General features: G+C 50.5%; 11 protein-coding genes. 6 read left to right on the top strand and 5 right to left on the bottom strand.

Going from position 1 to position 12,031, the window contains the following annotated elements:
- The first annotated feature begins 52 nt into the window (after positions 1–52).
- Entirely contained in the window at positions 53–1,933 is a 1,881-nt protein-coding gene (locus ACO0LH_RS11325; RefSeq protein WP_422941192.1) for a methyl-accepting chemotaxis protein, read from the top strand.
- 29 nt (positions 1,934–1,962) lie between these two features.
- Here ACO0LH_RS11325 and xth read toward each other — a convergent pair whose 3' ends face one another.
- Positions 1,963–2,727: an exodeoxyribonuclease III gene (xth, locus tag ACO0LH_RS11330; RefSeq protein ID WP_422941193.1), complete on the bottom strand. Its 765-nt coding sequence runs from the start codon at positions 2,725–2,727 to the stop codon at positions 1,963–1,965.
- Between the two features lie 347 nt (positions 2,728–3,074).
- On the opposite strand from xth, the gene ACO0LH_RS11335 reads away from it, so the two are divergent.
- The gene (locus tag ACO0LH_RS11335; protein WP_422941194.1) at positions 3,075–3,935 is read left to right on the top strand and encodes a hypothetical protein; all 861 of its coding nucleotides are present in this window, start codon (positions 3,075–3,077) and stop codon (positions 3,933–3,935) included.
- A 93-nt stretch (positions 3,936–4,028) separates the two neighbouring features.
- On the opposite strand, the gene ACO0LH_RS11340 is transcribed toward ACO0LH_RS11335, so the two are convergent.
- Positions 4,029–5,537, bottom strand: a complete 1,509-nt coding sequence (locus ACO0LH_RS11340) for a leucyl aminopeptidase (RefSeq protein WP_422941195.1) — start codon at positions 5,535–5,537, stop codon at positions 4,029–4,031.
- Positions 5,538–5,587: 50 nt separating this feature from the next.
- On the opposite strand from ACO0LH_RS11340, the gene lptF reads away from it, so the two are divergent.
- The 4 genes from lptF (at position 5,588) to ACO0LH_RS11360 (ending at position 9,051) form a co-directional block, all read left to right on the top strand.
- Positions 5,588–6,721, top strand: coding sequence for an LPS export ABC transporter permease LptF (lptF, locus tag ACO0LH_RS11345; protein ID WP_422941196.1), 1,134 nt, complete (start codon positions 5,588–5,590; stop codon positions 6,719–6,721).
- Positions 6,718–7,851 carry an LPS export ABC transporter permease LptG gene (gene lptG / locus ACO0LH_RS11350; protein ID WP_422941197.1) on the top strand — a complete coding sequence of 378 codons (1,134 nt, stop codon included), beginning with the start codon at positions 6,718–6,720 and terminating at the stop codon, positions 7,849–7,851. Before lptF ends, lptG begins: the two co-directional genes overlap by 4 nt.
- Positions 7,851–8,222 (top strand): sirohydrochlorin chelatase, encoded by a 372-nt coding sequence (locus ACO0LH_RS11355; RefSeq protein WP_422941198.1) that lies wholly within the window; start codon positions 7,851–7,853, stop codon positions 8,220–8,222. Before lptG ends, ACO0LH_RS11355 begins: the two co-directional genes overlap by 1 nt.
- 76 nt (positions 8,223–8,298) lie before the next feature.
- Positions 8,299–9,051, top strand: coding sequence for a substrate-binding periplasmic protein (locus tag ACO0LH_RS11360; RefSeq protein WP_422941199.1), 753 nt, complete (start codon positions 8,299–8,301; stop codon positions 9,049–9,051).
- 4 nt (positions 9,052–9,055) lie between these two features.
- Here the strand turns inward: ACO0LH_RS11360 and cobA are convergent, their stop codons facing one another.
- From cobA to cysD, 3 genes are read right to left on the bottom strand one after another with little or no spacing between them, the layout of a single operon-like run.
- Positions 9,056–9,784, bottom strand: a complete 729-nt coding sequence (gene cobA, locus ACO0LH_RS11365; RefSeq protein WP_422941200.1) for a uroporphyrinogen-III C-methyltransferase — start codon at positions 9,782–9,784, stop codon at positions 9,056–9,058.
- A complete protein-coding gene (locus ACO0LH_RS11370) occupies positions 9,777–11,093 on the bottom strand; it encodes a sulfate adenylyltransferase subunit 1 (RefSeq protein ID WP_422941201.1) in 1,317 nt (438 codons plus the stop codon). Before ACO0LH_RS11370 ends, cobA begins: the two co-directional genes overlap by 8 nt.
- A complete protein-coding gene (gene cysD / locus ACO0LH_RS11375; RefSeq protein ID WP_422941202.1) occupies positions 11,093–12,028 on the bottom strand; it encodes a sulfate adenylyltransferase subunit CysD in 936 nt (311 codons plus the stop codon). The genes ACO0LH_RS11370 and cysD overlap by 1 nt, the downstream gene beginning before the upstream one ends.
- Positions 12,029–12,031: the final 3 nt, after the last annotated feature.

Below are 12,031 nucleotides of genomic sequence, written 5' to 3' on the forward strand. Positions count from 1 at the left end.
ATACATCAAGCAAAATCTTGTCACTTATCCATAGTTGCAAATAGGGGAAGCTATGAAATCTCTCAAAGCCAGACTCATCGTTGTTATTGGATTATTAGTAGCGGTTTGCACGATAGTTCTGACCATAGGCAGCTATATGCGCATGAAGTCGCAAATAGAAACTGACCTCAATAATGAAATACGTGGTGTGGCGGCAGGCTATAACGCAGTCTTAAGTAACTGGATACAAACCAATCTGGCCATGGTGGACAGCCTGGCACAAGGCCTGGGCAATGGCGCTGACCTGCAGGCCAGCCTGACCATGATGCGCGCTGGCGGCAGCTTCCTCAGCGTGTATCAGGGACAACCAGATAAACAATTTACCAATATCCCGCCTGATCCACCACCAGCCGGCTTTGATCCTACCGTGCGCCCCTGGTACAAGGCGGCAATGGATGCCAAAAAACCTATCGTGACTTCTCCTTATATGGGGGTTGCACCGCCCGGCCTCATGATCACTTTTGCTGCGCCCGTAAAGGGAGGTGAAGGTGGTGTGGTTGGTGCTGACGTTTTTTTGACCAAGATTGTTGAGCAAATCCTGACCATCAAGCTTGCTGGTGGAGGCTATGCTTTCCTGCTCGACAAGAGCGGGCAGGTACTCGCACATGCTGATCAAAGCAAAGTCATGAAGCCAGCCAAGGAAATTTCGGCTGATCTGTCGTTGGACAACCTGGCTAAACTATCACAGCAAAAAGACCCCGTCGTTACCGACATCGGCGGTAAATCCCACTTCCTGTTTTTACAGCAGATTAGCGGTTCGGATATTTATCTTGCCCTGGTCATCGACAAGAAGAAAGCACTGGAAGCACTCGATCAGTTATTGCTGATTTCAGCAATCGTCCTGCTGGTCTTGCTGGGTGTGATTTTGCCCGTAACAACCTGGCTGGTTGGCCATATGCTGTCTGGCCTGCAAAGAGTGCGTGACGCCATGTCTGATATTGCAGCCGGTGGCGGCGATCTCAGCCGCACCATCGAAGTCGAAGGTGATGATGAGGTAGCTCAGACGGCGGGCGCTTTTAATCGCTTTCTCGAACAATTACGGGTCATGGTGGTGGATGTCAGAAGGGCGACAGATTCCATTACCGTAGGCGCAACCGAGATTGCTACAGGTAATATGGATTTGTCTGGCCGTACAGAACAGCAGGCTTCATCCCTGGAAGAAACCGCCGCCAGCATGGAAGAATTGACAGAGGCCGTGCGTAATAATGCCGACAATGCCCGAGAAGCCAACAAGATGGCAGTCAATGCATCCGATGTGGCAACGCAGGGTGGTGAAGTGGTGGGCAAGGTGGTCGCCACCATGCAGGGCATATCTGAAAGCTCACGCAAGATTGTCGATATCATCAGCGTGATCGAAGGTATTGCCTTCCAGACCAATATCCTGGCCTTGAATGCTGCTGTGGAAGCAGCCAGGGCAGGGGAGCAAGGTCGTGGATTTGCCGTCGTTGCCAGCGAAGTGCGTACCCTGGCACAACGTAGTGCAGCGGCAGCACAAGAGATCAAGAGCCTGATCGAAGACTCGGTGCACAAGGTCAGCGAGGGTTCAGAGCTGGTGGATAAAGCCGGTGCTGCAATGAACCGCATTGTTTCTGCCGTCGATCAGGTAGCGGCCATCATCAATGAAATTACGACAGCATCAGTAGAACAAAGCGATGGCATCCAGCAGGTAAATGTTGCCCTCGCTCATATGGATGAGGCAACCCAGCAAAATGCTGCGCTGGTAGAAGAGGCTGCCGCCGCAGCCGGCTCACTCGAAGAGCAGGCTAACTTGTTGAAAACTGCCATGTCGGCTTTCCGCATGGAAGATTCGACAACTGGCCCACGTGTCGCCCCAGCCAAGTCCAGCTGGGCTAAAAACAAGGCTTCTGCACCTAGCCTTGGTTACGATAAATAGGCCTGGTGCGATCGTTTTAACAATAGGCTTTAAGCAAGGGTAGCAATCACCGGTGCATGATCGGATGGTTGCTCCCACTTGCGCGGTACCCTGTCGATGACGCATGACGTGCATTGTTTCGCCAGTTCTGGCGACAACAGAATATGGTCTATGCGCAGACCCTTGTTGAGGCGAAAGCCCAGCGCACGGTAATCCCACCAGCTAAAAGACTTTTCTGCCTGTTCAAACAGACGGAAACTGTCAGTCAGGCCCAAAGCCAGCAAGCTGTTCAGCGCAGCGCGTTCTTCTGGTGACACCAGATTCATGCCCACCCAGGCGGCTGGGTCATGGACGTCACGGTCTTCCGGGGCGATATTGTAATCTCCCAATACTGCCAGTTTGGGATGGCGCAACATTTCTTCTTTTACCCACTTTTCCAGTGACGAAAACCATTTCAGCTTGTACTGGAATTTGTCTGAATCCGGTGCCTGGCCATTGGGCACATAAGCACAAATGATGCGCATGCCTTCTATCGTGGCAGCGATGATGCGTTGCTGCTCATCTTCAAATTGCGGATTGTTTTTTTGTATGTCCGTCATGGGGTGTTTCGACAAAATCGCCACACCGTTATAGGTTTTCTGACCGGTAAATGCGACGTGGTAACCGGCAGCTTCTATCTCTGCCTGAGGAAATTTGTCGTCGGTCAGTTTTGTCTCCTGTATGCACAAGACATCAACCGGATTGGTTTCCAGCCATTGCAAGACTTGCGGCAATCTGACTTTCAGGGAGTTGACGTTCCAGGTAACTAGTTTCATGTTGTGGTCTATATGTATATTGAACGTGGATTTTAAGATGACAATTCTTGCTATTTTATTTTTGGCTACTCAGCCCCGTCATGCCAATTGCCTGAGCAGTTTGCTTTACTGAGTTTGTTGGCATTATACGACGTTGCGACAAGTACGAAATTATTCAGTGGTTCAAAAAATAACATTGAAACAAGCCGTAAATTCATTATCCATTCTGCGACACAGATGCAACATGCATGCCCGAAAATACTGGGGAAATTAGTTTTTGCATATCGTTATTGACAGTCTTTGACAGTGTTTTCTTACACTTTACTGTTACTCTAGGGCATGAAATTAGCGTGTTTCATGAGGCGCGTATGTCAGTTAATTCATTTATCCTGCTTATCCTTCTGGTTGTCGCTGGCCTCCAGTCTGCATGGGCTGAGGTGATGGTCATTCATTATCCGCGTGCTTCGGCCAAGGCGGATAGTCATGTCGACTACATGCATGAACTCTTGCATGAAGCGCTGGTTTTCTTCCCCAATAGATACCGTTTAATGCCTAGTCAGGCACAAATGCAGCAAGGCCGTGCCGTGCATGAAATGAAGAACGGCACTGGTGAGGTCGATCTCTTGTGGACCATGTCCACAGATGAAAGAGAGAAAAACCTGATCGCGATTAAAATCCCGCTGGACAAGGGTTTGCTCTGCTGGCGCATTCCGCTGGTCACCACCGGTAATAAACATTTGTTCAAGTCGGTCAAGGCGTTGCATGATATGGAGCACATTTCAGCCGGACAAGAACAAGACTGGCCTGATGTCAAAATCCTGGAAAGCAATGGCTTGCCTGTCGCGACGGCGAATTCTTATGAAGCATTGTTTGGTATGCTGGAAGGCGGCAGGTTTGACTACTTTCCCAGGTCAATACTCGAAATCTGGAAAGAATATGACGTTCATGCCAACCGCGACTTATTCATCAATGAAGAAATTGCTCTGCATTACCCCACCGCTTACTATTTTTTTGTGACGCCGAGCAAACGTCAATTTGCCGAGGACTTGAACAATGGACTGGAGATGCTGATACAGAATGGACAATTTGAGAAGATTTTCCTCAAGTATCATCAGGCTTCCATCACCAAAGCAAGGCTCAAGCACAGAACTGTACTGGAATTGCAAAACCCCTATTTGAATCCTGCCAATATGCCTTTGCACAGGGCAGAATTATGGTTGAAGCCCTGAGGTAGTGACTGATTATTTATTGATCAGTTATAAAAAAGCCGCATCCTGATCAATCAGGATGCGGCTTTTTACTGCAGGCAGCAGATTGTCAGCTTAGCCCGCGCGATTGATCAGGAATGTTGTCAGCAAAGGTACCGGGCGGCCAGTAGAGCCTTTTGCTGCACCAGATTTCCAGGCTGTACCAGCGATATCCAGATGTGCCCAGGTATATTTTTTGGTAAAGCGCTCAAGAAAGCATGCTGCGGTAATACTGCCACCAGCAGGGCCACCGATGTTTGCCATGTCGGCAAAATTCGATTTAAGTTGCTCGTTATACGCTTCTTCTATCGGCATGCGCCATGCAGTATCACCAGTTTGTTTACCTGCCGCCAGCAATTCTGCTGCCAGCTTGTCATGGGCTTCGTCATGACGTGTGAACAGGCCGGAATTGTGATGGCCAAGTGAAGTAACGCAAGCACCTGTCAGCGTTGCCACATCAACCACGGCGGCTGGTTTCAGGCGTTCTACATAAGTCAGTGCATCACACAGTATCAGGCGGCCTTCGGCATCGGTATTGAGGATTTCAATCGTCTGGCCGGACATGGAGGTAACAATGTCGCCAGGGCGTGTAGCGCTGCCTGAAGGCATGTTTTCGCAGGTTGGTACGACCGCAACCACATTCAGTTTCAGCTTCATTTCGCCGATAGCACGCATGGTGCCGATAACAGAGGCAGCACCGCCCATGTCGTATTTCATTTCATCCATGCCGGCCCCGGCCTTGAGGGAAATACCACCGGAATCAAAAGTGATCCCTTTGCCGACCAGAACTACCGGTGCATCCTTGGCTTTGCCGCCGTTATGCTTGAGAACGATGAATTTTGGCGGTTCAACAGTGCCGTTTGTAACGGACAGGAAACTGCCCATCTTCAAGGCCTGGATTTGTTTGCGGTCCAGTACTTCTACTGACATTTTATAGTCGGCAGCGATTTGTTTTGCAGTGTTTGCCAGGTGGGTTGGCGTGCAGATGTTTGGTGGCAGGTTGCCCAGTTCTTTGGTCAGATCCATGCCGTTGGCGAGGGCTTCGCTTTGTGCCAGCGCATTTTTTGCGGCTGTTGCGTCAGCGGCAGCAACTGCAATTGCCACTTTCTTAACACCAGCAGTTGTAGTGTCTTTTTTGCTTTTCAGGCCATCAGCACGGAAAATACTTTCACGGAAGGCCAAAACGGCAGCGCGGATAGACCATGCCAAGTCACGATCCTTGACTGCTGGCAGCGCCAGCACGGCATCATTGGCGCCCAAAGTCGCCAAAGTGCGGGCGGCAGCCTGCACTGCCAGATTAAAGGATTTGTCAGCAACAGCATCGGTTTCTTCACCCAGACCGACCAGTAATATACGCTCAGCAGCAACATCAGCCAGTTTGCGCAACAATAAAGATGCGCCTGGTTTGCCGGAAATATCGCCAGATTTCAGAGCCGCAGCGATTTCGCCAGACTTGTCCAGGCCAGCGGCAACGGAGGAAAGTTTCTTGTTTTCGAACACTCCTACGACGATGCAACCAGTCTTTATGGCCTTATGGGCAGTTGAGGCACTTTTTGCGTCGATTGTTTTTATGCTAAAGTCCACGTATTACTCCTCTTTGTAAGTCTCGTAAAACAGACATTATAATCCTACTCATGATTTTTCAGCGCGCGCTTCGTCGTGAATTAAACAGTGCCGCAGGCGCGGTCTTCACAACTTTATTTACAATCACGATTTCCGTGATGCTCATCAAGATCCTTGGCCAGGCGGCAGGAGGCAAGGTTGCGTCTGCCGATGTGGTCTCCCTCATCGGTTTCACGGCCTTGATGAATATGCATATTTTATTGATATTGACGGGTTTTATATCGGTGTTGCTGGTAGTTACCCGTAGTTATCAGGATTCGGAAATGGTGGTCTGGTTCGCGTCCGGCCTCAGCCTGACGCAATGGATAGCGCCGGTAGTACGGTTTGGCGCCCCTTTGATCATCCTGACCGGTTTGCTGAGTTTTATTGTCACTCCCTGGGCTAACCAGCAAAGTGTGGAATTTCGCGAGCGTTTTGAAAAACGTTCTGATATCGCGAAAGTGGCTCCTGGCAAGTTTCAGGAATCCGCATCTTCTGACCGTATTTTCTTTGTCGAAGAAGTGGCCGGTGACTTGAGCAAGGTGCAGAATATTTTCATCAATACCTATAAAGATGGCCGCTCCAGCATTGTCGTTGCCAAGGAAGGCATGATAGAAATTGATAAGCTTGGTGATAAGTTCCTGGTCATGAGTCAGGGACGCCGTTATGACGGTGCGCCGACGGCACCTGATTTTCAGATGATGCAGTTCGAAAAATATGGCGTGCTGGTGTCAAGCCAGAATGCCAGCATCGCCGGCGACAAATCAGCCAAATCCATGCCGCTGGCAGCTTTGCTGGATAACCTCGACAGCACCAAAATGGGAGAACTGCTTTGGCGTATCTCCCTGCCGGTGATGTGTGCGGTGCTGTTATTGCTGGCGATTCCCTTGGGTTACGTCAATCCGCGTGTAGGGCGATCCGCCAACCTGATCGTTGCCTTGCTGCTGGTAGTGATTTACCTGGCGATTACCAATATCCTGCAAGCCCTGGTGGTGCAGGAACGCAGCAGTTTTTCCATGTCCTGGTGGCCGCATCACCTTGCTGTTTTCTCTCTCGTGCTCATTTTGTTTACATGGCGCCTGAAAGTGAATAGCCGCTGGCATCCGCTGGTGCTATGGTCACGTTGCAAATCCAGTTTCCGCGGCAAAGAAAAGTGTGCAGCATGAAAATTTTACAAAGATATTTTGGCGTTGAAATCCTGCGTGCAGTGCTGTTCGTCATGCTTGCTTTGCTGGCTCTGTTTTCTTTCTTTGATCTCGTCAATGAGTTGCAGTCTTCAGTGAACAAGGGCGGTTATCAGCTCAAGCATGCCTTGCTCTATGTACTGTTAGGGTGGCCCGGCTACATTTACGAATTCATGCCGATCGCCGTTCTGATAGGGACGATTTATGTACTGGCGCAATTTGCTTCCAATTCAGAATTTACCATCATGCGTGCCTCCAGCATGTCGACCATGATGGCAGGCAGCATGCTCTTCAAGATTGGCATGCTGTTTGTTGCACTGACTTTTCTTTTCGGTGAAATCATTTCTCCCGTATCAAGCAAGCTGGCAGAGAAAATAAAACTGAATGCGATCGGTGAGTCGCTCGCACAGGAATTTCGTACAGGCTTATGGACCAAAGACCTGATACGTGAAAATGGCCTGACAGGCGAGATCATTGGTTCACGCTTTTTGAACGTCAAAGAAATTTTGCCAAACCGTCAGTTGAAAAGCGTTAAAGTATTTGAGTTCGACAAGAACTTCCACCTCTCGCGTGAAGTGACCGCAGCAAAAGCAGAATACCTGGGTAAAAACACCTGGCGCTTGTTCGATGTGGCTGAAACTTCGTTTCCCAAGACGCTGACCAGTGAAGATATCGCCGCCGTCAAGAGCCAGAAGCTTGATAGCCGTGATGTGGTTTCAGAAGTCACACCGGATATTTTGTCCGTTTTGTTTGCCGACCCTGACCGTATGTCGGCAACCGATCTGGCCGCATTTACCAAACATCTGGCGGACAACAAGCAAGATGGTGAGCGCTATGAAATTGCTTTCTGGAAGAAGGTGACTTATCCTTTTGCCGTCTTGGTCATGATGGCACTGGCGTTGCCATTTGCCTATTTGCATGTCAGGAGTGGCGGTGTCAGCCTGAAAATCTTTAGTGGGATCATGATAGGCATGGTGTTCTATCTCATCAATGCCTTGTTCTCGCATCTGGGCCTGCTCAATACCTGGCCTGCACTGGTGACGGCGCTGGTGCCAAGTATCTTGTTCCTGGTGATTGCATCTGTCGGTTTGCGTTACGTGGAAAGAAATTGATGCCAAACAAGACTGCGATGGTTTTATTTGCTCATGGTGCCAGGGATCCGCGCTGGGCCAGTCCTTTCCAGCGCTTGCAAAAAATGACGCAGGAAAGCTTGCCGGATGCGACAGTAGCATTGGCATTTCTGGAATTCATGACGCCTTCCTTGCCTGAACTGGTGGCGCAACTGGTTGCAGGCGGGTGTGAGAAAATTGTTGTCACGCCTGTGTTTTTGGGACAGGGTGGCCATGTTTTGCGCGATTTACCTGTAATTGCGGAGCAATTAAGAGCAAACTATCCATCACTGCAACTCAACATTGAAAATGCAGTTGGTGAAGATGAAAGCGTATTGCTGGCCATACGCGACTACTGTTTGAAATTGATCTGAATCTACCTGTCCCGAACCTTGTTCTGGATACGCCCTTGCAGTTCCCGGTCATCTTTTAAAGATTCTCAGGTGCGGCATGACATTGCTGAAAACGGTGTTATCACTGATCGCCTTACTTTTCTGTACGCAAATGGCTTGCGCTGGCCAGGTATTGGCTGTCGGTGCAGAATTTGCCAGTGTTTTTGAACGCACTGCCAGCGGCGAATTTATTGGACTGGGCGCAGACATCATTCGTGCCATTGCCAGGCAAAATGGAGATGAGGTGCGGTTTGAAATCTATCCGTGGGCCAGAGCACAATGGATGGTGGAAAACGAGCAGGCGCAAATATTGATAGGCCCTTACAAGTCAGCAGAAAGAGAAGCCAAATTTGTCTTTGCCAGGCGGGCTTTTTATCGCGACCTGATGGTGTTATACGCGCGTAAGGGCGCTGCATTGAACTGGGATGGCAACTACGCCAATCTGCCGGGTAATCGTTTAGGTGTGATTAACGGCTGGGTTTATGGCCCACAATTTGAAAGCGTGCGTGCCGTACTTAAGCCCGTGCTTGCCAATAGCCTTACCAATGGCGTCAACATGCTGTTGACAAAAAGATTGGATTTACTGGCCTCCAACATGCGCAATACAGAAGCCATATTGAAGGCTATGGGTAACAATAATGACTTGCAGGTTCTGGAGCCATTTATGGATATTCAGGATGGTTATCTGGCCTATTGCAAAAATGCCGCATGCGAGCAATTACGTGTGCGCTATGACGAATTGTTTGAACAACTAAGGGATAGTGGCAGCTTGCAATTGATGGCACGCAGAGTGAATGTACGCTTGCCTTAGGGCCTCAGTGCTTTGTACGCGCCCGCATGGCTTCGCCCATCATCACAAGCACCGGGCCGGTGCTGACCGGCAAACCTTTTGCCAGATCATCCAGACTAAGCGCCTGACTGCATTCATCAGGGCGACTACAATTTTCTATGACGATAACCGGCAAATTGCCTGGGAAATTGGCGGCCAACATGCGTTGTGCCGTCAGCATGGCTTCTTTGCCGCCCATATACTGCACCAAGGTATCGCATTCGGGGATGCGGGTGTCGGCACTTTCTCCAGGCGCCGTACTGGATGTGAACAGCGCAACGCTGCGGGCAATACCGCGCTTGGTCAGAGGCTGGCGTACGCTGGCTGCGGCTGCCAGGGCCGTAGTGATACCGGGCACGATTTCATAAAAAATGCCGGCTGATTCCAGCGCATGCAATTCTTCATCTGCGCGGCCAAACAGCATGGGGTCGCCACCTTTCAGGCGTACCACCAATCGGTATTTGGCTGCGTATTCCAGCATTTGTTGATTGATATGTTCTTGTGCCGCAGAGCGTTGACCGCTGCGTTTGCCCACAGGTATTTTGACAGCCTGGGGACAAAGCTCCAGCATGTCCGCTGTTACAAGTGCATCGTAGAGAACCACGTCTGCCTGGGCCAGCAGACGTGCGCCGCGTACAGTAATCAAGTCCGCAGCGCCTGGCCCTGCGCCGATCAGGTAAACCTTGCCGGCAGGTTTTTCAGGTTGTTTATCCAAGACGTATCATGCCTGCGGCAACGGTCTGGTGTGTGACTTCATCAATGAGGATGAAGGCCCCTGTAGAACGCAGGTCCTGATAGTCATCAACGGCCAATGCCTGTGCCACATTCACCGTAACCGTGGCAATGTCGTTGAGTTTTAAGCTGTCAGCGGGGCGGCGTTCTTGCGTGTTGATATCGAGCAGGCTTTCTATGCTGGTAACGCGCGCTGCGATCTGCCTGGTGGTGTGTTTTAACCAGTATTTACGGCGCACATCCAGCGCATCTTCAGACAGCCAGCATAAGTCGGCCTTGACAGTTTTTAAGAGCGTCGCAGGACGATCAGCACCAACCAGCATGTCACCACGCGAAATATCGACATATTCGTCGAGCAAAATCGTCACGGACTGGCCGACCACGGCTGTTTCCAGTGACGTATCGAGCGTCAGTATGTCTTTTACTGTTGCGGTCTGGCCACCTGGCTGCACCAGTAATTTATCGCCCTTGCTGACTTTGCCACCTTCTATGCGCCCCATGTAGCCACGGAAATCATTCGCTTCGTGGCCATTATGGCGCGCCACCAGTTGTACCGGGAAGCGGAAAGGCTCGTCATGCCCGGCATCATAGACGCTTAAAGATTCCAGCAAGTCGATCAATGTTGGCCCTGTATACCAATCCAGTTTTTCACTGGCGGTCACGACATTATCACCAGCCAGTGCAGACAGGGGAATGGCGTGTATGTCACGCAAGCCAAGCTGTTGCGCAAACTCCCGATAAGCCTTGATGATGCGTTCATAAACAGCCTGGTCATAATTGATCAGATCCATCTTGTTGACTGCCACCACCACGTGTTCAATCTGTAACAGGTGCGCAATGGTGGAGTGGCGTTTGGTCTGCGTCAGCAAATCCACACTGCCGTCATCATTCAGTTTGACCTTGGAGACGTCGATCAGAATGATGACCGCATCTGCCGTTGATGCGCCTGTCACCATATTACGCGTGTATTGTTCATGGCCGGGTGTATCGGCAATGATGAACTTGCGTTTTGGTGTGGCGAAGTAACGATACGCCACGTCGATGGTGATACCTTGCTCGCGTTCGGCTTCCAGCCCATCAGTCAGCAGGGATAAATCTATCGTGTCACCCACAGTGCGCTTGTGCTTGGCACGGGATATGGCATCAAGCTGGTCAGCAAAAATACCCTTGCTGTCAAACAGCAGGCGGCCTATCAGCGTGCTTTTACCATCATCAACTGAACCTGCTGTAATGAATCGCAACAGGCCACGTTCTCTACCGACGCTGGCAATAATTTTGTCTGTCGCGTTCATTAGAAATATCCTTCTTTCTTGCGTTTTTCCATCGATGCTTCAGATGTCTGGTCATCCATGCGCGTTGCACCGCGCTCTGTAATTTGTGTAATCGCTGTTTCAGCGATGATTGCTTCTACTGTTGCAGCATCCGATGATACCGGGCAGGTGCACGATATGTCACCCACTGTACGGAAACGTACGATTTGCGTTTCCACTGTTTCACCTGCACGTGGTGGCGTCAGGTCAGTCAGAGGAACCAGCAGACCATTACGCGGTATGACCTGGCGCTCATGGGCAAAATAAATCTGCGGCAGTTCCAGTTTTTCACGCGCAATGTATTGCCAAACATCCAGTTCTGTCCAGTTCGAAATCGGGAAGACGCGCATGTTTTCGCCAGCGTGCACGCGGGTGTTATACAAGTCCCACAATTCAGGACGTTGCGCTTTAGGATTCCATTGACCGAATTCATCACGGAAGGAAAAAATTCTTTCTTTCGCACGGGCTTTTTCTTCGTCGCGGCGTGCGCCGCCTATGCAGGCATCAAACTTGTGCTCAGAAATGGTTTCCAGCAAAGTTACTGCCTGGGCAGCATTGCGTGAATCTGTTGCGGGGTTGCGCAGGCGCACTGTGCCACGGCGTATCGATTCTTCGACTGAACCAACGATCAGGCGTTCACCCAGTTCGGCCACGCGCTTGTCACGAAAAGCGATGACTTCAGGGAAGTTATGCCCGGTGTCAATATGCACCAGCGGGAAAGGGAATTTACCCGGGCGGAAAGCCTTTTCTGCCAGGCGCAGCAAGACGATGGAGTCCTTGCCGCCTGAAAACAGCAGGGCAGGGTTGCTGCATTCAGCAGCAACTTCACGCATGATATGGATGGCTTCGGATTCCAGCCAGTCCAGATGGCGATTGCTCGCGGCATCAATAAAATGGTTTTCCACGACAGTATTCATGAT

The organism is Undibacterium sp. TJN19, from assembly GCF_049339485.1.
GTDB lineage: Bacteria > Pseudomonadota > Gammaproteobacteria > Burkholderiales > Burkholderiaceae_D > Undibacterium.

What these genes read in the sequence shown, in the direction of transcription:
- ACO0LH_RS11370 (WP_422941201.1), bottom strand. Translation starts at nt 11,093, where the DNA reads ATGAACGCGACAGACAAAATTATTGCCAGCGTCGGTAGAGAACGTGGC.
- ACO0LH_RS11355 (WP_422941198.1), top strand. Translation starts at nt 7,851, where the DNA reads ATGCCAAACAAGACTGCGATGGTTTTATTTGCTCATGGTGCCAGGGAT.
- xth (WP_422941193.1), bottom strand. Translation starts at nt 2,727, where the DNA reads ATGAAACTAGTTACCTGGAACGTCAACTCCCTGAAAGTCAGATTGCCG.
- ACO0LH_RS11360 (WP_422941199.1), top strand. Translation starts at nt 8,299, where the DNA reads ATGACATTGCTGAAAACGGTGTTATCACTGATCGCCTTACTTTTCTGT.
- cysD (WP_422941202.1), bottom strand. Translation starts at nt 12,028, where the DNA reads ATGAATACTGTCGTGGAAAACCATTTTATTGATGCCGCGAGCAATCGC.
- ACO0LH_RS11325 (WP_422941192.1), top strand. Translation starts at nt 53, where the DNA reads ATGAAATCTCTCAAAGCCAGACTCATCGTTGTTATTGGATTATTAGTA.
- lptG (WP_422941197.1), top strand. Translation starts at nt 6,718, where the DNA reads ATGAAAATTTTACAAAGATATTTTGGCGTTGAAATCCTGCGTGCAGTG.
- lptF (WP_422941196.1), top strand. Translation starts at nt 5,588, where the DNA reads ATGATTTTTCAGCGCGCGCTTCGTCGTGAATTAAACAGTGCCGCAGGC.
- ACO0LH_RS11335 (WP_422941194.1), top strand. Translation starts at nt 3,075, where the DNA reads ATGTCAGTTAATTCATTTATCCTGCTTATCCTTCTGGTTGTCGCTGGC.